At 37.1% G+C, this 22,486-nt stretch carries 23 protein-coding genes; all 23 read right to left on the bottom strand.

Annotated features, from left to right (window positions below; translation table 11 throughout):
• Positions 1-3: 3 nt before the first annotated feature.
• Positions 4-438 (bottom strand): EutP/PduV family microcompartment system protein, encoded by a 435-nt coding sequence (locus RV15_RS09215; protein WP_071877759.1) that lies wholly within the window; start codon positions 436-438, stop codon positions 4-6.
• Entirely contained in the window at positions 435-779 is a 345-nt protein-coding gene (locus tag RV15_RS09210) for a BMC domain-containing protein (RefSeq protein ID WP_071877758.1), read from the bottom strand. The genes RV15_RS09215 and RV15_RS09210 overlap by 4 nt, the downstream gene beginning before the upstream one ends.
• 15 nt (positions 780-794) lie before the next feature.
• Entirely contained in the window at positions 795-1,745 is a 951-nt protein-coding gene (gene cutD, locus RV15_RS09205) for a choline TMA-lyase-activating enzyme (RefSeq protein ID WP_071877757.1), read from the bottom strand.
• Between the two features lie 18 nt (positions 1,746-1,763).
• The gene (gene cutC / locus RV15_RS09200; protein WP_071877756.1) at positions 1,764-4,307 is read right to left on the bottom strand and encodes a choline trimethylamine-lyase; all 2,544 of its coding nucleotides are present in this window, start codon (positions 4,305-4,307) and stop codon (positions 1,764-1,766) included.
• 24 nt (positions 4,308-4,331) lie between these two features.
• The gene (locus RV15_RS09195; protein WP_071877755.1) at positions 4,332-5,768 is read right to left on the bottom strand and encodes an aldehyde dehydrogenase family protein; all 1,437 of its coding nucleotides are present in this window, start codon (positions 5,766-5,768) and stop codon (positions 4,332-4,334) included.
• A gap of 3 nt (positions 5,769-5,771) precedes the next feature.
• On the bottom strand, positions 5,772-6,092 hold the full coding sequence (locus tag RV15_RS09190) for a BMC domain-containing protein (protein WP_071877754.1): 321 nt from the start codon (positions 6,090-6,092) through the stop codon (positions 5,772-5,774).
• A 17-nt stretch (positions 6,093-6,109) separates the two neighbouring features.
• Positions 6,110-6,406, bottom strand: a complete 297-nt coding sequence (locus RV15_RS09185; RefSeq protein ID WP_071877753.1) for a BMC domain-containing protein — start codon at positions 6,404-6,406, stop codon at positions 6,110-6,112.
• Positions 6,407-6,418: 12 nt separating this feature from the next.
• Positions 6,419-6,703 (bottom strand): hypothetical protein, encoded by a 285-nt coding sequence (locus RV15_RS09180; protein ID WP_071877752.1) that lies wholly within the window; start codon positions 6,701-6,703, stop codon positions 6,419-6,421.
• Between the two features lies 1 nt (position 6,704).
• Positions 6,705-7,709, bottom strand: coding sequence for a DMT family transporter (locus RV15_RS09175; protein ID WP_071877751.1), 1,005 nt, complete (start codon positions 7,707-7,709; stop codon positions 6,705-6,707).
• A gap of 29 nt (positions 7,710-7,738) precedes the next feature.
• On the bottom strand, positions 7,739-8,014 hold the full coding sequence (locus tag RV15_RS09170; protein ID WP_071877750.1) for a BMC domain-containing protein: 276 nt from the start codon (positions 8,012-8,014) through the stop codon (positions 7,739-7,741).
• A 518-nt stretch (positions 8,015-8,532) separates the two neighbouring features.
• A complete protein-coding gene (locus RV15_RS09165) occupies positions 8,533-9,390 on the bottom strand; it encodes a MerR family transcriptional regulator (protein ID WP_071877749.1) in 858 nt (285 codons plus the stop codon).
• A gap of 545 nt (positions 9,391-9,935) precedes the next feature.
• On the bottom strand, positions 9,936-10,646 hold the full coding sequence (locus tag RV15_RS09160; RefSeq protein ID WP_071877748.1) for a DNA alkylation repair protein: 711 nt from the start codon (positions 10,644-10,646) through the stop codon (positions 9,936-9,938).
• Positions 10,647-10,831: 185 nt separating this feature from the next.
• Positions 10,832-11,215 (bottom strand): DoxX family protein, encoded by a 384-nt coding sequence (locus RV15_RS09155; RefSeq protein ID WP_071877747.1) that lies wholly within the window; start codon positions 11,213-11,215, stop codon positions 10,832-10,834.
• 219 nt (positions 11,216-11,434) lie between these two features.
• Positions 11,435-11,632, bottom strand: coding sequence for a cation transporter dimerization domain-containing protein (locus RV15_RS09150; RefSeq protein ID WP_071877746.1), 198 nt, complete (start codon positions 11,630-11,632; stop codon positions 11,435-11,437).
• Between the two features lie 121 nt (positions 11,633-11,753).
• Entirely contained in the window at positions 11,754-13,445 is a 1,692-nt protein-coding gene (locus tag RV15_RS09145; protein ID WP_071877797.1) for a metallophosphoesterase family protein, read from the bottom strand.
• A gap of 398 nt (positions 13,446-13,843) precedes the next feature.
• A complete protein-coding gene (locus RV15_RS09140) occupies positions 13,844-15,142 on the bottom strand; it encodes an MFS transporter (RefSeq protein WP_071877745.1) in 1,299 nt (432 codons plus the stop codon).
• 351 nt (positions 15,143-15,493) lie between these two features.
• On the bottom strand, positions 15,494-16,705 hold the full coding sequence (locus RV15_RS09135; RefSeq protein WP_071877744.1) for a phosphopentomutase: 1,212 nt from the start codon (positions 16,703-16,705) through the stop codon (positions 15,494-15,496).
• A gap of 3 nt (positions 16,706-16,708) precedes the next feature.
• Positions 16,709-17,860: a YhfX family PLP-dependent enzyme gene (locus tag RV15_RS09130; RefSeq protein WP_071877743.1), complete on the bottom strand. Its 1,152-nt coding sequence runs from the start codon at positions 17,858-17,860 to the stop codon at positions 16,709-16,711.
• A 13-nt stretch (positions 17,861-17,873) separates the two neighbouring features.
• A complete protein-coding gene (locus RV15_RS09125; protein WP_071877742.1) occupies positions 17,874-18,227 on the bottom strand; it encodes a PRD domain-containing protein in 354 nt (117 codons plus the stop codon).
• A gap of 13 nt (positions 18,228-18,240) precedes the next feature.
• Positions 18,241-19,164: a GntR family transcriptional regulator YhfZ gene (gene yhfZ, locus RV15_RS09120; RefSeq protein WP_071877741.1), complete on the bottom strand. Its 924-nt coding sequence runs from the start codon at positions 19,162-19,164 to the stop codon at positions 18,241-18,243.
• A gap of 5 nt (positions 19,165-19,169) precedes the next feature.
• Positions 19,170-20,264: an aminotransferase class V-fold PLP-dependent enzyme gene (locus tag RV15_RS09115; RefSeq protein ID WP_071877740.1), complete on the bottom strand. Its 1,095-nt coding sequence runs from the start codon at positions 20,262-20,264 to the stop codon at positions 19,170-19,172.
• A 2-nt stretch (positions 20,265-20,266) separates the two neighbouring features.
• Positions 20,267-21,154 (bottom strand): phosphotriesterase family protein, encoded by an 888-nt coding sequence (locus RV15_RS09110; RefSeq protein ID WP_071877739.1) that lies wholly within the window; start codon positions 21,152-21,154, stop codon positions 20,267-20,269.
• A gap of 23 nt (positions 21,155-21,177) precedes the next feature.
• Positions 21,178-22,485 (bottom strand): YhfT family protein, encoded by a 1,308-nt coding sequence (locus RV15_RS09105; protein WP_071877738.1) that lies wholly within the window; start codon positions 22,483-22,485, stop codon positions 21,178-21,180.
• Position 22,486: the final 1 nt, after the last annotated feature.

Raw genomic sequence — 22,486 nt, 5'->3', positions numbered from 1 at the left:
CTTTCACCTAATTTTTTCAACAAAATCCTTTATTTCATCTATGTTATCCAAGTGAAGAAAAAATTGTTCTTTTGAACAACCAATTTCTTCCAGCTGTCTTTTCTCAGCCCTTTGTTCAGCAAGTGTAGTCTTTTCTATTTCAGATATTACAACACCAATCACTGGCACTTGGAACACGTGGGCAAAATTAGGCGGATAACTTCTCTTTCTATTGGGATATGGAACCAAAAAGAGAACCTTACTTGCTTTTTGCTGCATTGAAATAATGTGTTTGTGCATCCAAGGACTTTCTAAATAGGAACTTGGAACAAGAATCGTGTCATTGGTATACATAATATTGGCAACCTTTCGTATCGGTCGCTCGGGTTGCTCAATCGCCTCAGCAATTGCTTGCACATGCTGCCTATTGGGTCCTATAATTAAAATCCGTTTCTTCATGTTTTACTCACAGCAACAACATCATAATTCAACTTTTCTTTTAACACGGTCACCACTGCGTTTAAAGCAACTTCTACGCTTTGTACATCACCATTGATCAATACCGATCCAGTAAATCGATCTAAAAAACCTACACTTATCCCTGCACTTTTACCTGCTATATCGGCAGCAATGATTGCTGTTTCAACAGGGGAGATGGTTAAGATTCCGATTGCCCCTTCTGCTTCAACGCCTAGTGATTCATAGACTTCTGAAATTGGCGAAGCAATCACGTGGGCCAGTGTCACTTGCTTTCCTGGAACGGATTCTTCGATTACTCGCCTGGGAGCATTTTCTTCCATCCTACGACACCCTTTCTAATGACGGACTACTCGAACAGGAAACTCATATTCTTTAATCCAGCCTTCGATCCGATCTAAATCAGACTCTGATAAAGAAGGATCTCCAGCGACTGGATACTCCATGCCTAACTGTCCATACTTGTTTACTCCTAATTTATGATACGGCAATAAATCTATCCCTAGAAAATTTGAATAGTCTTTGTATGGTAGTAAAAAATCAATGATTTGTTGAATTTCTTCTCGGCTATCATTAATCATTTTTAACATCGGCATCCGAATCTGAACTTGATGTCCTGCCTTTAAAATTTCTTGGAGATTGGCTAATATTTTTTCGTTACTTATACCTGTTAATTCGTTATGTCTAACAGGATTCATATGCTTTAAATCAAATAAAAACAAGTTGACATATTCTGCTATTTGCAGGATTCGATCCATTCTTGTATGACCACATGTTTCAATTGCGGTATGGATACCATCTGCTCGACAGGCTTGTAACAAGGCTAATGCCGCTTCTGGCTGTGCAGTACATTCCCCACCACTAAGGGTGACGCCGCCGCCTGATTGTTCATAAAAAGCATCATCTTCATGAATGACTTCCATCAATTCAGAAATTGTTTTGATTTCACCGGTAATATTTAATGCTGCCATCGGGCAGACATCGACGCACGCGCGACAACCGTTGCAGGCAATGTCGCGTCGTACTTGATGCTGATCATTTTCATCCATGTAATGAATACCCATCGGACATACCTCGACACAGGCGCGACAATCACTACAGACGCTTTCTTTATACATTACTTCAAATTTCCGCTCAAGCCCTTCAGGATTCGCACACCATTGGCATCGTAATGGACATCCTTTGAAAAAAACAATCGTACGAATACCTGGACCATCGTATAAACTATATTTTTGTACATTAAAAACCATCGCTTGACGCTCAATTGTCGTGATGTTTTGAGTATTCATTTTTTCATCTCCTACTATCTATGAAAACTTAGTTAACATTGTTCGGCTAATAATCTCATCTTGAACATCTTGACATAATTCAACAAAGAAGGCACTGTAGCCTGCTACCCGAACAATCAAGTCACGGTATTGTTCTGGATGTTTTTGAGCTTCCAACAACGTTTCATTATCTAAATAATTAAACTGCATCTCACCATTTCCAAGGATGCTTGCTGTTTTCAACAACGTAATTAAGCTTTCTTCTCCTTCAGGTGTATCTAATAATCCTGACATAATCTTAAAGTTATGAACCATGCCCATATTCATCGTATCATTGGCCATTTTAGAAATAGATTTTACGATAGCAGTTGGCCCTTTAAAGTCAGCGCCTTGTGAAGGGCTAATACCGTCTGATAATGGAATCCAAGCTTTACGACCATTCGCCGAAGCACCAGTCATTTGTCCCAGTGGTGTGTTATTTGAAATAGACAACGTCCCATGACAAAGTTCTGAGAATAAAGTTTTATATTGACGGTGTTCTGCTTCTGTAAAATGAATTAGCTCGGCTGCAATTAAATCTGCATAGTCATCATCATTACCATATTTTGGTGCATTTAAACAATCGGTACGAATTTGATCATAGCCGACAAAATCAGCTTTTAAGGCACGATTCATTTCTTCTAACGTATATTTTTTATCATCGAAAACTAATTTTTTGATTGCTGCCATTGAATCTGCATAAGTGGCTAAACCTGACCAAACAACACCAGGTCCAAAATTGTACATTGCTCCGCCCTGAGAAACATCTTTTCCATTTTCCATACAGCCTTCGTACATCAAGGACATTAATGGTTTTGGCGCTAAATCACGATGGACTCTTTGCGTAATAACAGTGGCAACAGATGACCATTTTGTTACATATTTAATTTGGCCTTTAACAGCTTCTTCAAATTGCTCGTAGGTTTTGAATTGAGAAATATCGCCCATATCAGGACAGACTTCTTTGCCATACCACAACGGAACACCACGATTTAACACAAGTTCAATGCAAATTGGCCATTGCGTATATGCTGTTGAGGTCCATTGGTATAAGCGTCCTGATTTTTGCGGCTCAACACACCCCATCAAACAATAATCACGCGCATCCTCGATCGATACACCTTTAGCCAGCATCATTTTGATATGTGTATCGTCAAAGTGACAAGCTGGGAAACCGATTCCTGCACGAACAACATCGACAATTTTTTTCAAGTATTCTCGTGGTGAACGATTATGAATCCGACAAGCTAATGATGGTTGATACACTTTAACATGACGAACAGCATCCATTAGTAGATAGGTTAATTCGTTAGTGGCATCGTGTCCTTCACGGGTCACTCCACCAACACACATGTTAACGAATGGCTGATACCCAGCGAAGAATTTAGAACCACCTTCACTTGTGATCCACATCATCTCAGACATTTTGATCAGCATACAACCTGCTAATTCAAAGGCTTCAAATTCGTTCATTTTGCCAGTGTCCAAATCATTTTTGAAATAAGGATACATATATTGATCGACACGTCCGATTGACATCCCTGTTTGATTTTCCTCTACAACAAGCAATGATTCAATTGTCCAAACTGCTTGAATTGCTTCCCAAAAAGTTTCTGGTTTATTAGCAGGGACTTTTGCATTTACTTCAGAAATCTTTTGTAGTTCTGCTTTACGTTTAGGATTTGTTTCTCTTTGAGCTAATTGTGCAGCATATTCTGACATTCGACGTGCATAAATCATGACCCCTTCAGTAGTATCAATTAATGATTTGTAAAAATAAATCTTTTGAATGTCATCAGGATTTTGATAATCAAGTTTTTCTAAATGTTCTTTTGCTTCTCTTTGAATATCTAGCATCCCTTTTTTCATTAAAATGACATCATAACCTGGGTTAGAGTCACCACCACCATTTAATTGATGATAAGAACAATCAGAAACAAAAGACTCGCCAGACAATTCCCAAACGCCAGCTTCACGGAATTGATCTTCACAATATTCATCGATTGATTTTCCTTGCCAGAAAGGAAATAGTTCTTCCCTCATAATTTTTTTATCTTCATCAGAGATAAAAAACGGGTCTTGCGGGCGATTTGAAATGGTCTCAATCTCATCTTCCATCCAACGCCAAGCAATGTCTGGTGAGAATGCGCCGGCACGAGGAGCGCCATTTGGTGCACCTACAATCAACTCATTATCTTGAATAACCAATGGTGCTGTTTCACAACAACGCTTAAATGATTTTCCACGTAAAATTTCTTTAGGCATCCCTGGATTTTCTTTAGCTAATTTTGTAATCACTCGTGCACGATGTGTGGTGATAGTCGGTTTTTGTTTTAAATAATTTGCTTTTAAAGCATCTAAACGAGCCGTAATTCCATTAGGTATCGTCGTTTCGTTATCTGAAGCGAATCCGCCACTTGTGATACTTGTGTCTTTTGTATCATCTGCAACAGTTGCAAACATCTTCATTAATGCTGTACGTTCTTCTGAACTTAACTCTTTAGTTGCCTCGGCTAATTTAGCCGAAAATTCTTTAATGTCCATTTTATTCCCTCACTTTACATCAAATTAGTGTTCCATTATTTTGGTTAAGATTTTTTCTAAAATAGCTGTATCAAAGTCACGTTCCAACTCTGATGGCTTATTTTCAATGAACGAATCATCTGGATAACCAATCTCTCGAATATAGGTTAAATCTGTTGCCGTTATATTTTTAGCGCTAATCCCTCGGCCCGTTGTAAAGCCGCCAAGGATAAATGATACCGGCAACGTCGATTGCAAACCTAAACTTGCAGTACTTGCTGGTGCATTGACAATCATGCGCCCGACCGGTTTCTTTAGAGCAAATTCTTTCAAAACAACTTTGTTTTTTGAATGAATCGCTAGTGTATGTCCGTTATTTTTTTCTTTTAATAAACGAATTGATTTTTCACACGCATGCATCCAGTCTGGTTCCAAGTAAAAAGCTAGAACTGGGCATTTCATCTCATTAGCAAAAGGATCCTCATCATGCATGTAATGTTGCTCTGAAACTAACACTTTTGTTGTAGGTGCTACACTTATTTTGGCCGCTTGAGCTAACCAAAGTGCATCTTTTCCAATACACGTTGGATTTATTTGATTATCCTTTGGCTGTAAAAGCGCCAGTAAGTTGGCTTCTTCATCTTTTGATAGGAAATGTGCACCATGTTGCTGCAACGATTCCTTGACTTTAAAAGCAACAACTCCTTCGGCAATTAAATACTGTTCGGTAGCTGGTAATAATCCGTTATCATAGGAACGACTATAGATTATTGCTTCTACTGCTTGTTTTATATCTGCTGAGCGCTCGATAAAAACAGGAGTTGCACCCGCTCCGCCATAAATGATCGGCCGTTGGTAATTGGCTGCGTTGATATAGTTTTGCTTACCAATGGCTATAATCATTGAAATGTCTTGGCTGGCTAATATTTCTTTTACTCCATTTTCTGTTACATCACTGACACAGCCTAAACATCCTTTAGGCAAACCATTCATTTCACAAATTTCTTTGATCTTTTGAAACACCTGATACGTTGTTTTTTGTGCGTTAGGATGTGGAATCAAAAGCATAGCATTGCCTGATTTTATCCCGATTGTCAGACTATAAATAGCATTTAATGTTGCATTTTCTGCTGGTAATAACACTGGAATTACCCCTAATGGCACTCCGACCTGTAGAATATTCCCCGCTGAATCTTCTACAATATTTCCAACACAATGCTGTTGATCAAGCTCTTCAGATAACGCTTTCAAAAACTGAATACTCAATGTTTCTTTGTCTTTATAGCATCCCATATTTGTTTCTTCAATTTCAGTTGCTAAAAATCGACCAACATCCGCTTCAATTGCTTTAAGTAGTTGTTTTACGATGTTATCAAGGTTCTTTTGCTCGTATTCTTTTACTAGCTGTTGCGCATCTCGTGCCGTTTCAACTAAAATCCGTGCTTCTTGAATAGAGACTAAATCTTTATCTACATATTGCATCTATTATGCATCTCCCTCCTCAGCAGGTAAAAGATTACTTAATTGATAACGATCAATCATTTTATTTAAATCGCCATGAGGACTTGCAATCACGACTGAACTGTAAACTTTTGCACCTAGCTGTTCCACGGCTTTAATACCTGCTTCAACCGCTGACTGGCATGCAGCAACATCTCCTTGTACGATCACAGAAATGTATCCTGAGGCAACATTTTCATACCCAACCAACTCAACATTTGCAGCTTTGCACATTGCATCACAAGCTTCTAAAACAAAAACTAAGCCAAATGTTTCAATTGCACCAATTGCTTCATAGGTCTTCACTCATCTTCCTCCTAATCTTACTGATCAATATCATGAACAGAAACAATATCCCCAACATATGAAATTGGTCGAGGCATCACATTTTGTGCTGTTAAGGTGCCGATCTCATCAGCAGCCTTAGCGCCAGCTGCAACAGATGCTTCAACAGCTGCAATGTCTCCTTTGATCATGACCGTTACTAACGTGGAGCCGATATTTTCATAAGAAATCAATTCCACATTTGCGGCTTTTAACATTTCATCAGCAGCTTTTAGCGCTGGCACTAGCCCAATTGTTTCTACTAACCCTAAAGCTTCTTCGCCACGATATCTCAATGTGTTTCCTCCTTACACTGCACGATATTTTTTATCAACATATTTTTCAACGGTTGCTCTACCTTCATCAGTGATTTTGTAATAAATGACCAATTGATCATTGTCATCTAAATCATAGGTCGCTAACTCCACTAATCCGTTGGCCTCTAGTGCCATCATATGCTCTAAATACATTTTTTCGTTAAACTGTTTCTCCTGCCCGTATTGAGGTTTTAATTCCTCCATAACCTGTGCAACATCTATTTCTCTTTGGTCATACATTTGATTTAATACAGCTGTTCTACTAGGCAAAAGCATATTACTCAGCCCCCTTTTTGAATAAATCTAATGGGTTCATCGTCACTAAAATTGCACCGATCACGATAATAATTGAGCCTATAACCATCGTTGGTGTCAGTGTTTGACCTAAGAAAATAACACTAAATAATACACCCCAAAATGCATAAGTGACATTTAAAGACATACCAATTGCTGTTCCGACCATGGCGTTTGCTTTGTACCATGTTAAAAATGAAACCGCAGCGCTTAGCCCTGACAATACTAACCATAAAACAGGCGTTACTGCAGCTAATGTCCCAAATAGTAAGTTAAATGCACCAACAGCAGGGACAACAATGATTAAAACAACCAGACCAGAAATTAATTGACGTAAGTTTACCGCTACATCAGTATCGATCATAGCACCACCAAAACTTGAAAATACACCTTCTAATCCCCAAGCAATTGCTGCAATCAGCGCACAGATGATTCCTAGGGTAAAATTAGGAGCACCTTCTGGTTTCACCATGTTAATTGTAATTGCCCCAGCAACCACAACCACCATCCCTAATACGATACGAGCTGTTGGCTTTTGCTTTAAGAAAATCCATGAAAACAAAGCACCAAATAAACTGCAAGTAGCTGAGATTGGAATCGCATAAGCTCCAGCCATTGCTAAACCGACTAGATAAGCACCATTTGCAATAGGTCCGCCTAACAGAAAGCCTATCACCAATAATTTACCTGGTTTTGTATGCAAGGTTCTGGTTAATTCTTTTAGCCTACCTTGTTTTGCGTTATAAAATAAAAGTAAAATTCCTGCGAAAAAATCATTTAACCCGGAACAAACAAAGGGTGCTGCCAAAAATCCTGCCGCACTAACCAGTGGATCATAACCACTTGCTACCACGACTAATGTTGAATAAATACCATAGGTGATCCCAGAAATAATCCCATTACTGATTCCTTTTACGCGGAAGCCTTTTTTAGCTTGTTCCATTTTAACGTCTGCACTAGTACAAGAAATATTTTTTCCACTTTCCATGTTTATTTCTCCTCAATTGTTATTTTCAATTATCTATTTGGCAGAATATTTTCAACTTCACTATGTGGACGTGGGATTACGTGCACAGATAACAATTCACCCACACGTTCAGCAGCTGCTGCACCAGCATCAGTTGCAGCCTTAACAGCTCCAACATCACCTCTAACCATCACTGTTACAATACCGCCACCAACTAATTCTTTTCCAATTAGTGAAACATTTGCAGCTTTCACCATTGCATCCGCCGCTTCGATTGATCCAATCATTCCTCTTGTTTCTACCATTCCTAATGCATCATGTTTCATGTTTTTCTTCCTCTCATTATTAAATTAAAAAACGCTTTCTTTATGACAGCACCATCATATCCGATGACCTTAAGGGCGTAGTCAATCTATTTTTTTAATTCTTTTCTGTATATAACACAGTTCCATCTGTACTAATACAAAAATTATTCTCAATTGGCTGTTCTAATTAAGAATATTCTTTGCTATTAACGCTACAGCATTTATTTAGTTGGAAGTGATAATTATTATTATTCTAATTCCTTATTTTAATAACAGAATTTAAATTGATACACTTCATGCTCATTTTTTCACATTAAGAATCATTTGTAACCTTATAAATCCCCATTACCTGTCTTAACTATGTGTGCTTCTAATTATTCAATAACAACAAAAAAGTAAAATGAATGAATATGCATGATCATAACGACTATTTTATAACATAAAAAAAGGTTACCCTATAGGACAACCTTTTGCATTTTTATTCACAATAAAAAAACAAGCGATCATCTGCTATTACGACCACTTGTTTCTCTTTATACTTATGTTCTGATTTTTTCTGCCGGAATCAATAACTCAACAACAAAATTATCCACATTCATCGTTGACCAATAGTCAATGACATAACGCTGATACACTTCGTTTTTGCATTGATAGTTGTTCTTCTTGGCCCAAGCTTGCATCTTTTTGTATTGTTGAGCAATTTTAGTTAAATCACCAATATGATAACTAGACAAAAACATTTGGCCGCCTATCATTCGTTTTGGCATCTTAGAATTCGGTATGCCAATAGGTTTTTGCATGATCATCATTTTTGAGCATTGAAAATCACCTGCTTCACAATCTTCAAATCGAAGGATGACAGGTCCGGTTATTGCACAATTCTGTTCTTCTAAGTAGTTTACCCAAGGGATATTGATCACCGCATCCATGTAGTTGTGACAAAACTCTTGCTCTAAAAATACGTAGTTTTCCTGCTCAAAATATTTAACATTCACACTTTGCATTCTGTTCTCGCTGGCTAAAGTGCCTTCTCTGATCAAACCCAACCAATCTGATACAGCAGTATAGCTATTTCGGATCCTTCTTTCTTCAAGCTTTAACTCCTCTAATTTCGTTAAAAATATATTTTCTTGATAGAAATAGTCCCCTGACTGTTGAACCCCTTTCATTTCCTGCAACTTAAAGCCCATCTGTTTATAGTATTTAATGACAGGAATGCTATTCATTGTTGCTTCCGTATAATACCGATAACCATTTTCGACGCTTACATGATCCGGCCTCAACAATCCTAATTGCTCATAAAAACGTAACGTTTTGCGGGAAACATTACATAATTTCGCAACTTCACCAATAGAGTACATTTGATTAGTCTTTTTACATATTTTTGTATTATTCATTAGACATCTCCATTACTCGCAGCCACTTATATTATTGAGAATATCCGCACAATTGTCAAGTGAATCTCGAAAATATCTTTTTTTTAGTGTGCTTTAAATAACAATCGGAATGTTATGATACGCTAACATTACTTTATTACAAACATAGAATCAATAGCTTTTACTTTTTTCTACTTATTTCCCTCGCCATTATCAAACGATTGATATGAACACCTAAATATACAATTTAAGTTTCTGGTATTTTGGCGTAAGAGGTTTGATCAACTTATTTTTTCACTGCTGTCTCTTTGTAATTCATTATAATTTCCCCCTTAACAAGTAGTTACGCAAAATCGGCCAAAATCTACGCGAAAAAACAGACAAAAACTAAATAAAACATCCAACAGAGTAACACGCTTTCTGTTGAAAAATGCTTTATTTAGATCCTGCCTACCTTTCCAATCACATGCCTGTTATTAATTGTCTTTACATTAGTACAGTTTTTTTGTAAGCGAAGCCCAAAAAATATTTACTTTTGCGATTCATTTCGCTGGGAAATTTTCATTCTAGCAAACAGCTCTTTTTTTCTTCAATCCATTTCGACCTGAATCCAGTGACTTATGAATTGCGTCAGATGCAAGGGGAATATTACACGAAATGTCCCCAAATGATCCTGTAACTACTCCTATTGCTTCTGCTGTTTTTTGCGCTTCATCTAATAAAGGCAAATAATGTGCCCCAACATAGATTACAAATTGATTCATACAATAACGCACACTTTTTGGTGAATGATGAATTGTTTCTTTTACGATATTTAAAAGATTTGCCACTTCTTCGTAATCGATTTGGTCGTTGGGCGCAATAGAAATGTATTTCCCATAGCAACACCAGCCAGTATCTTCAATCAACTCATCGGTCGATTTTAACCATTCTTGAGCTAGTTCCACTGCAAATGGACTTTCAGCCGCAACACTTGCAACAATCGCTTCACTGATTGCAGACCAGTGAGACTTTTTAGCCCAATCCTGCAGCTGCTCTTTCGTTAGTTGTTTAGGTCGGATCGACAATCCTGCTAGATATTGAGCATCTGAATTACCAGTATCAAATAATGCTAACGCTAAGTTTTGATCTTTTTTTACTTCTTTTACAAGATACTTTTTCAAATCTCCTATTTTTACACCGTAAAACGGTTCCGTTGCACCATATTTACGTAAAGTCTTCTTAGTCTGTTCCGTTCCTAGTTCTTCTAGTCGGCTCATGACTTGCTCTATATTCATTTTTATCCCCTTTTCAGAGTATTTAAATCCAAAGATCAGTTTATAATTAAATTATAAGTCAATTTAAAAGCAATATCAAAAAACAGATAAAAACTAGCTGATTCACCACAAAAAGACCAGCAATAAATCGGATTTATTACTGGTCTTGATCGTTAATTTACTTAACTACATTCAATCTATTTACATTAAGCTGGCGGTATGAATTGAATAATTTTTTTATTAAAATGTGAGTAACCACAAGCAATGGACATAACAATTAAGATCAATTCTAATTCATATCCGCCAACAAAGCCACTGCCAGATTTTAACATAAAAATAGCTGAGCCTAGAATCGCAATAAAACCCAGTGACACTAAAGGTACCAACAGACCGATGATCATAAAAATACCTCCACCCACTTCTATCAGGGCAATAATCACTGGCATAAATGCCAGCAGACCCAAGCTAACAAAAAATTCAGTTGTTCCCTTCAAATCAGAAAACTTTGCGATACCATGGATTGCCATCGTAATCCCTAAAGTTATTCTGAGTAATAAAAGACTCGTGCTTGTTGCGTTTTTTAACTGCATTAATTTTGTACCTTCCTTCAATTGATGATTAATTATATCATACAGTAAATTAACTTACAATAAGTAAGTGAAATGTTTTTAACTTATAATTTAAAAAAACACCCTACAACTTGACTAAATTCCCGTTGTAAAGTGTTTAATAAGTAGCATAATAAATAATGAAAGTACCTGTTTTAGCAGAACTAATAATGATACTGTTTAAAAAATTTGCTGGAATAACTAGCTTAGCAACGGAGTTTTCGGTTTAACTTGAACATCTACATCAAAGATATCGAAACGACATATCAATTCTCGTTCAATCATTTCAGCGATTCGTTCACCTTGTTCAATCGTCATTAAAGGATCAACTTCGATCGTTACATCCACTGTCACAGCATCACCAAACCTTTTTCTAGTAAACGTAAAGTTTGGTAACAAAAAATGTCGAGTATCTCTTAATTCAAACGATTACTCAACTTTATACTAATAGTCCATTTTTTATAGAAAAAAACACCTAGCTAAACGACTAAGTGCTTCATTACAATTCCTATCTTATTGCCTACTTCTCACCAGTTAATAGCTCCATCAATTCAAATCCAGTGTTCATTTTAGAATAAATCGAGCAAACGACAAAAAGTTCTTTTCCTGCGAATTTTGTCATTTTATATCGTCCAGCAGATGCTGGTATCTGATGATGACCATGAATAGCGCCAATTATATTATATTCCTCAAATAACGTTTCAAGCTGGGGTTGTGAACAAACATAGTCTTTGTTATACGCTGGACTTTCTGGTGAAAGCATGCTTAGTTCATTAAATAAAGGTGCATGTGAAACGATTACAGTCGGTACATCGTATTCGTTGTTTAATAGCTGGTCTAATGTCTTAAGGATAAATTTTTGTTGCGCTTTTTTTCGTCTTGCTAGTACAACTGGTATGGTCAATCCAATGTAGCGAATACCATTATGAATAAGACTGTCATTATTTAGCACGCTTATTTTAGGGAATCGCTTTTCGAGTTCATTTTTGACATATTCATAATAAAGATGATTTCCTATCGGCAACTTGTACCAAGAATCTTCTGGATTGTGGATTAACGCTTTAAACCATTCATTTTTAAAAAAGGGTTGCCATTTTTCCCACTCTTTCCCTTTTTTATTCTGATCTTTTGGCAATATATCAACTAAATCATGATTGCCTATAACGTATAATCCTTCAATATCTTCGTTGACCACACGAGAATCCGAAATATCACCAGCTAAGATATTAAAATGTTTATTTGTGAAGGCAAGTTTTCCGTCTATCGTCTGAATATCAGAAACAACATTTACTAAATTTGTATTTTCTGTTGGAAGAACATTTTCAAAGTATTGCTCTATTTCTCTAGGATCAACACTATGTGCAACATAATTTTTCCTGACCTTAGACAATTCTTTGCCAAACTCTGATCGTAAAAGTAGCTTGTTATTTGCTGGTATAGCTTGTTTTGTAGCAGCAATCGATTGTTTTATCGTTTGTTTTACTTCTTGAGGAAGTAAATTTAAGCCTAGTTTAATATCAGATTCTAACGATAATTGTTTATCTGAAGGAAGAACACCTTGTAGGTTTGATGATACTAGTTGTATATTTTTCCCATCAGACTTGAGTGGCAAGGTCTGGGTAAGCTGAACAATAAATTTAAGATATTCTGAAACGTAGCCTGATATTCCAGTTTTCATATTTTCACTAAATAAAAACTTTCCTGCAAGATTAGCAGAAAGTGCCCCCGTTTCATCATGTTGAAGTAAACGTCCTAGAATTTGAATCTCAAATAAGGGATCCTCAAATATAGCAGCATATGCTTTAATAATTTCGGAAGAGTCCTTATTCACTCGTTTGTTTGTTGTTTGAAAAATACTAAGTATCAGATAAGTTTCTAAATTGGCTTTATGTGCTTCGATATACTGACGAACTTCTTCTGGGTGTAATAAATACTGAATTGCGGCACGTTGGATATAGTTTCTAGCGGTATCATATGGGATCGCTGAATAGACAAGATTTCCTCTAGAAGATACGTTTAATACATTTTCTTTCAAATTATAGGTCAATTGAAAGTACTCACTTCTGAAAACTGTTTTATTGACTGGTCGCCGCTTATTTTCTGGATAAAGATCAAGACGGGCAGCAAGTTCTTGAGGCAATATGGCCTCTGTTTCTGATGACGACAACGATGTTTGGTTACGTGTAACAGGGAAATCTTTCTCTTTATTCATTTTCAATACAGCGCCTCCTTTTGAAGCTAGCAATTAATTCTTACAGTGATTAATTGTAGAAATAGCTATGACTCTTGACAATTTGAGTGTATCAATTTAATGAGTACAATTCAATATCTTTTCATAAGATCAATAAAACCAGTCATAAACCAGTCCAGTATCTAGAGCTGAAATGGTTTTATTTCTGAGTCATTAATTCTTTTAAACGACTTTACGTTTTAATTACTTAGAAAACCTCTCTGATAAAATGTTTATATATACTTTAGTGTAATCTTTTGATCGAATTACTTATGCTAAAAATAAAAAAGCTAAGCCCGTCCGAATTGCAAACGTGACTCAACTTTATGACCATCAACAATCAGCACTGTATAATCTAAGTGGTTTCATATACCCAAATCCTAGAGTCCTGTGTTATTTGATTTCTCTGCCAACTCTTTTTCTTCTACTAATCTCTTTTGCAGTTCCTTATCATAATTTCTAGCTGCTGGTATCATAAAATTGATGACACCGCACACAAGTGCACCGATTCCAGCAATCAAAAACATCTTTTCCACGCCAATTTTATCTGCTAATGGTCCTGCAAATAGTAACCCTACCGGCCCTGTAATACTCATCAAAGAATTCAATACGCCTAATACTCTTCCCAAAACATTTGATTCATAACTTTGCTGGATCATCGCCATTAGCAACGTATTAAAATAAGGTGTAGCAAAACCTGCAATCGAATTCAAAAGAACAAAATAGAGAAATCCTTTGTTGGTTGGAGGCAATAAACCACTCAAACTGATCGTTACACCAATCACAGCATAAGCAAAAAAGATCAGATTCATTCGATTTTTCCAATTCCCAAAAATCCCGATCACAGCGCCTCCAATTAGCATTCCAACTGAATAAACAACTTCTACAAGTCCTGCCTGACCAACCGATCCATTAAAATAATTCATCGTCATCAAAGGATATAAACTCGCTGCTGGCATAAACAACAGCATAAAGATTGCTCCAACGATTGTAATGTACCAAAGTCCTTTATTTTCAATCAACTTTTTAAAACCAAATTTAGTATCTGCTAAAAGATGAATTGGCTCCCCTTCTGAGGTAATTCTTGGGATTGTGACTAACAGAAGTAAGCCAACACCAAAAACTGCGCCAAGGACATCTAGTAAAATCAAGAAATTCATTGGAACCATAGAATAAAGCACAGCACCTAGCGCTGGGGCTATAATAAAGTTTGCTGATTGGACCATACTAAATTGTCCGTTGACTTTAGTCAATTCCTCTTCTGGCACCATCGTAGGCAAAATGGACTGGATCGTCGGCATTTGAAAGGTCTGTGCAATTGAGCGAACCAATAATGAGACAAACACTAGCCACAAGGGAAACTCCGGAGAAATCGTGCCTGCGATTGATAAAATTACTGCAAAAATTGCTACAATGATATCGGTCACAATCAGCAACGTTTTTTTATTCCAACGATCGATCAAAGGCCCTGCAAATGGACTTAATAGAACCATTGGTAACATCCCCAATAACATTGCCAGACTCAATACAGTGGCTGAACCTGTTGTTTTTGTCAGGTACCAAATAATCGCGTACTGTACGACCATACTTGTGATTCCAGATAAAAATTGTCCTGTCAGAAACAGATAAAAATTTTTCTTCCAATGGACAGGGTCAAATATAGTAGGATTTTTAGACATACAAACACTCCCTAAATTAGTATTTAATTTCTAGCATTATATATTTTCTCAAACTGATTGGGTCGATACCTGCTCTCATTTTATAGATCATCACCTATTTTTTCTTAGTCAAATGTTTATAACTTGATTTTAACTGACGGATTCTTTTCAAACAAATAATTAATCTAGAAGGTTCGACTGTTCAGTCTTCAACCTAAATTCCATCAAGTTGCAAGTAAATGTCAAAAAAAAGTTGAGTAAGCTCTGATTCGAAGCTCACTCAACTTTCTAAAAATCAAATAGTTTGTAGTCAATTTCAATAATGAATAAACCACTTTCTCTATCGATAATTTAACTATAAACACATGAAAATCAGCCTTTCAATTTATGAAGAAACGACTGTCCATTTTGCGGCATTCTAACATCAAAAAATTCTGCTGCTGTAGCTGCAACATCTGCCATTGTTTCTCTTTCACCAATTACTTTCCCTACAATCCCTGGACTATAAACCAACAAAGGAACGAATTCTCGTGTATGTTGGCTATGACCGATTGTTGGATCATTTCCATGATCAGCCATCACGATTAATACATCATCTTGCTTTAAAAGCGGAATTAATTCTGCTAGTTTCTTATCGCTGACTTCTAACCGATCCGCATAACGTTCAACATTTTCTGCATGTCCAGCTAAGTCCGTTTCCTGAATATTGATAAAGAATAATCCATTTTCAGTTGCTTTTACTTCTGCAATCAGCTGGTCGTAAAGTTCTTCTGTATCTACACCTGGAAATAGCTTGTCATTTGATGTTTGAATAATGTCAGCAGCTTTCCCAAATAAGGCTACAGGAATCCTTGCTTGATCTAATATCGTAGGAATTTGGACATTGGGATCGATCCCGTAGCCAAGATGAATAACATGATAATCATTAATGTAGACACCTGATTTTGGCGCATCTACTCCAGCAAATGTTCCAATCACGGTTCTTGCTGCTAATAAATCAGTTAAATGAATCCCATGCCCGCCAAATGTAATCACTCTAGACACTTTCACTACTTCTCGAACAGCTTTGCCTAACGCTGTCACCTCTTCAAATGACATATCATCCAAGGCTGCCGATACATTAAAAACCTGACCTAAATCTGTTTCTAAATTATCGCCAACGGTCGCCACTTCGTTCACGACTAAAATCTTAGGTTCATCTCTTGCGCCTACATAGCGAACTTGGTACCCTTTGGCCATTAAATGCTCGGCGACTTCATCAATTACTTGATTAAAGGCTTGATTTAATGGATCCTTCGGTGTCGTTCCGGAGATCTCCTGATGTCCTAAAAATGAATCGGCACCATGATGGGTTAAGTTTGCTTTTCCATAATTTGCTTCTGGCGAAAATTGCAGTTGTTCTGTTTCAAATTCCAGAATATTCATCAATCCAAGTTTTTCTAATGTAGGGATCGCAATGGTAGGAACCTTTTCTATAATATGCTTCGCTGTGTTTGATCCATTATCTGCCGGTCTGACAAGCGGCACATCATTCATTGCCCCTACACCAAAACTATCTAAAACATTAATAATAAATCGACTCATTTTTTAAATCCTTCTTCCTTGACTATCAAAAATCCCGACTATTTCTGGCTTGCCTTCACGAATTCCTTTTACAACAGCCACATTGCTTCTTGTGACAAAAATTTGCGTACGAAAAGCTGCAATCACGGTTGCCCCAACGTTATGCTCAGCTGAGGTGGAAAGATAATAATCGATACTTTCATCTGAAAAACGATCCACCTGATCCTCTGTACGCATGCTTGAGCTATCAATCAGCACTGAATTTAAATGGCCTCTACGATAATAACCGCCACCATAAAAATAAGCTTTCTCTTTAAAATTATGAGATATTTCACTTACATAAACTATAGCTGGTTTTTCTGGTTGTACCTTATAAGCATGCAACGGCGTCGTTCCCGTCAGCGCATGTCCTGGTTCAGCTTGCGTTCCACCAATTTGTTTTATAAAGGGAAAGGTTTCGCTACACGATGCAGAAGGCACATTTAATTCAGGTACTGCAAACCCTGCTTGACGCATAATAGCTCTGGCTTTTTCGATTGTTTCTACATTGTTTGTTTGCGCTAATGTGGTGTACGTTTCGTCGAATAAAAAACAGGGAAAAGAAGTAATGCCACTAAATTCAATGGCATCGAATTCCTGAAAACCTTTACTTATTTCAGCAAGCTCTGCTAATAAAAATCCGCCGAACTGTCCTTCATATAATTGATCATCTTCTGCAACGACTTTTAATAAAACCTTTTGCTTGATTCCTATTTTTTTTGCCATAGCATTGATCTGCTCCAACTTTTCGACAGAAAAAACAGTGATATACTCCGCACCATAACTCATGATTTTTTCTAAGAGTTGGTCTGGAATTTGAACTAAGTGACCAACATTACATAGTGGAATCTGATTTTCCATCATGACCAATGCTTCTTTAAAGTCGACCACTACCGCGCCTCTGTACCCAAGCGCCATTAATTCTTTGGCAATCAGTGGATTTCGACCAATTTGTTTTAACATAAAAAACAGTTCAATCCCGATTTCCTTGGCACGTTCTAACATCACTGCGCCATTCATCCGAATCGTATCCAAATCTAAAATGTAAGTATCGGGAAGAATTTGTCCGGTCTGGTGTAAATAAATTCCTGCGTCGATCAACTCAGGATTTTCTTGTTTCAACATTGGTAGAAACAAATGAATCCCTCCCTTACTGCTCTTTCTTCAATAGATTAATAATATGCATGTAAATAAACCACAATTCCTCTGAACTAAACTCTGTAGCGGAATATCGTGATAATTCTTGCCATAACGCCTTTGATTCTGCAAGTTTCTCATCTTGTTGAATCTCAGATAAAATCAGTTCATCCATACTGATTACAGGTTCATTCTTTTTCTGTCTGGCATCGGCCATAGCAATGTGCGTTAAAAACATATCGAGATGTTCTTCATTATCGATCACCTTTTGTTCCAGCAAATAACTATTCACAGCTAATACAAACTGTTCTGTTTCTTCATCTATCAAGTTTGAGTCTTTTAAAATTCCTAGTTTTTTTCCAATCATTTAAATCGTCCTTTTAATAATGAGGGATCATTTTACCTTCTATCACTTGCTTTTGAACCGATAAAATTTTTGTTTCCTCTATCACACTCATCAATATTTTTTTTAATAGCAGATTGTCCTTATGCAGCACGCAAACTGCTGTACTGGATAAATCATCTTCCACACTGCCTTCAAGAAATTGATAGTTCAAATGATCTAATTTTCGATCCTTGATTTCATCGTAGTTCCAAATTCCCACATCGATCATTCCTTGTTCCAACGAATAAATCAATTGATGACTTGGGACTTCGATAAATTCAACTTTTTTACCAGCAGTCGCATTTTCAGTTAGAATCTGTTGATCGTACGAATTGTGGTCAATTCCCACTCGCATATGATCTTCGATTTTCGCGCTTTTTGGATTTGAAAAGATCATTACGTGGTTAGACAAATAGCTACGAGGGCCAAAATCTTTAAAAATCTCCAACTCACTACCTGCTTCAATTGCTTGCAGTGCAGCTAATTTTGAGACAATCGAAAAATGCATCGTTTTTTCACTCGTCAAATCCATCCGATCTTTAGAACCTCTTACATAAGCCATGCTTAAAGGAATTTCTGCACGTTGAAACACTTCATACAAACCGGTAGCAAAGCCTTCATATGTCTTGGAATAAGGTAACGGCATCGTCCCGCGAATCGGACCTTCAATCACAATTTTTTGTAATCGTTGATAATCAATTGTGGTCAAAATTGTTCCTTGACGCCCCTGACTTACTGTATGAATCATTTGTTCCTCTTTTAAGTAATTCAAAGCGTTCTGAACTGTTCCGCGAGACATCCCATATTTTTCTTGAAACTCTGAAATCACAGGCATGCGGCTACCTTCAGCTAGTAAAATTAAATCTCCCGATAGTTGTTGAATTGCTTTTCCCGTTTTATTTAGAAATTCCTCTTGCATTGGCTTTAATTCCCCTCTATTGACTCTTTTATAATTCTAATGATCGTATCTGCACCCGCTCTCATCGGATTGATTCGAATCATTGTTTTGGTACTTTCTGGTGATGCCGCTCTAAAGGTTCCCGAAAGTCGATAAAACATCGGTACAAATTCATATTTTGATTCAGCGCCTACTGGATTTGGAGCTGCTCCTCGTTTTTCTGCTTGTTTTAAAACGTCAGCTGCTATCGGCTGATCAAATTCTACGATAATCACTTTTGACTGAGCATTAGCAATAAACGCCTGTTTCACGCCACTTACTTCCCCGGCATTTAGACGCGTTTTCACTTCTTCAGAAACCTGAGCTGAAATCGCTAAAGCAACAGGTGCATAAATTAGACCTTGCAACACTGCGATTGCTTCAAATCCTTGCACCTGCAGCCCGCCAGAATAATTTTCTTTGCGTAACACTTTGATCAATTCGGCGTCTCCTACAATACAGCCTATACCTTCTGGACCTAATAACTTGAAGGTTGAAAAACAAGAGAGATCTGCGCCGCATTCTACACCGATTTTTGGTACTTTTAAAGTAGAATAGTTGTCGTCCGTGATGATCACTATATTTTTATTTTGTTTTTTTATTTGTTGAATAACGGCTTCTGGTTGATAAGCGTCATCTGGTTTTTGTCTTGTAAATTGAACGATTGCCAATTGAATATCCTGTTCAGCAATCACACTTTTAATCGCTTCTGGTTGATTAAAATCAGCCACAACTGTATTTAACCCAAGCATCTCAATCGATGTTTGTGTCGTTGGATAGACAGGTGCATCGTGAACGAGTATCGTTTTTCCGTATTTTTTACTAGCCGCATAGAGTGACAGACGAATCGCCATGGTTCCTGCACCACGCACCAACATTGCGGCATCCGTTGTAAATAATTCTTTCATCACATGCTCTACTTTATTGGTTGTAATTGGCTGATTATACCCAGGTACAACGCCTAAATCGCCACGTGTTAAGATTTCTGAACCTTCAAAATTTCTCGTAACACAATCAACGATATGAAATTGTTTCTTTGTCGCTTCTTCTAGATTCATGGTTTCTAAAGGGAATGTTTTCATGCTCATCTCACTCCTTGTCCAAAGAAAGTCAGTGGATTATGAATCAGCATTTTTTCAACTGTATCATTCGAAATCCCTGCTTCTTTCATCATTGGTACAAATGTATCAAGTAAATACGAATAACCAATGCCATTTTTAAATTTCATATTTGATTTCCGGGTAATATCCATTGATAAAAAGACTTGATCAGCGAGCCCTCTTTTTTCGATTTCTTTTAACATCGACACACGGAGTGCATCGGGTTGATAGTTTTCTTTTCCGATTGTATCAAATTCTACATAGACACCCTGGTCTAACATTTTTAAAATGTAATCCAAATTGCCACTTAAATCAACATGTCCGATGACAACGGATGCCAAATCAACGCTATTTTCTTTAAAGAATTGAACTTGTTCATGACCATTCGTGCCAAGTGTGGTATGGGTGGTAATTGGCACGCCAGTTTCTTGATGTGCAATCACAGATGCCTCGAAGACTTTTTTCTCATTTGCCGTCCAACCATCTTTACTTGAACCGATCTCACCGATGATTTCAGCTTTAATCTCTGTATCTGCGATACCATGTTGAATTTCCTTGATCATTAATTTTCCTAAATCTGCAACTGACCAATCTGCTACAATATCAGGTAAAAATTTTTCAGTGTAAAAACCTGTTGCTTGGACAATATTGATGCTCGATGCTTCTGCCACTTTTTGAACATATAATGGATTTCTTTTCATATCTAAATTTGTGACGTCAACAATATTACGAACGCCTTTATCATAAAGTTCTTTATATTCTTTGACTGTTTCTTCAAAACAATTTAGATTTGTATCGTCGATATTTTTTATGCGAGACAAATCAATTGTCGTATGTTCATGCATATAGGTTATTCCATTTACTAAGCTCATTTCGTTGTCGTCTCCTAAAATTTTTAAAGTCCTGGTGGTGTCATTAGATTAAGCAATACTAAAATATTTGAAATCACGCCGACTAATAAGGCACCAACTGGTCCAATAGCTAGATCGACCATTTTCTTTTTAAATGTGCCATTTAATACGTAGAGTCCAACAACGAATAAACCACCCCACGCTGGAGCAATCGCTGTTGCTGCAATCACACCACCGACAAGTAAAGCAATTTCCAAGACTTTTGTGATTGCTGTTCGAATATTATCGCCAGCATCACGCATTCCTGGGAATCGATCCAACAACACGGAGAATTTCGTTAATAGTAAAACTTCGATCGACATCCAAATACCGCCTGCAACAAACGCTAAAAGTGGTTGTCCCATTGCCGCTCCGATCGAGCCGATCACAAAAACCATCTTGATACCAGCAGGTGAATACGTTCCTGTAGCAATTCCTGTTGTTACAACTAATGGAATAAATCCAACAACTCGTGCTAATTCGGTCAAAGCAGCTGAATTAAATTGACCTTCTTGGTATAATGGAGCTGAGAGTGCAGATTCCGTTACAATTGACATCGAAGCCGCCAAAGCAATCAATGCGCCTGATAAAGCAAATAAGTACCAATACTTCTTAATTTGTTTTACTCGTTCCGCAAAGATATTTGCCAATTGTGCCTGAGAATCTGTTCTTTCTCTTTTATCATTCATCGCATAACTGATCATAAAGATCATCCCAACCAGTAACGCAATCGCATTGGCATTAATGACGATCGTATTGCCATTGGCTAAATTAAACGAACCAAATTGTGTCGTCACCACTTGGGCCAACACCGTTGCTGAAAATGTGATCATTCCTTTTTTCCAACCATATTGAAGAGCGACAACTAACGCTGGGAAAACAGCAAAAGCCACTAAAACAACAGACGATACTTGACCAAGACTATCTAGGAAATTATAAGGAAGAATTTCAAATACTTTTTGAATCGTGCCTAGACCAGCCCCCATCACAACGCCATAAATCCCACCTACTGCTCCTGCAATCCAGATGGAGTACTTCTTATCATCTGGCAAATAACTGCCAATAATATCTGTTCCTAATAAAACAACATGAATAATGATAACACTGGATGCAATAGACTGTGGAATAAACCCAACAATATAGCCAATACCAAACGCTAACGCTGTGGTGCCTAATGCTGATTTTGTCACTCGTTTTTCACGATATTCTAAAACAATCGGTCTTAGCGCATCGTTAAAAACAGCAATTTTCGTATTCGCCATAATCGTTGTTACAGCACATAACGCTGCCATGATTACTATGTTTAATGCCATT

The sequence above is a fragment of the Enterococcus silesiacus genome, from assembly GCF_001886225.1.
Taxonomy (GTDB): domain Bacteria; phylum Bacillota; class Bacilli; order Lactobacillales; family Enterococcaceae; genus Enterococcus_L; species Enterococcus_L silesiacus.
Note: the sequence above shows the minus strand (reverse complement) of the source record. Positions and strands in the feature narration are given on the sequence as shown.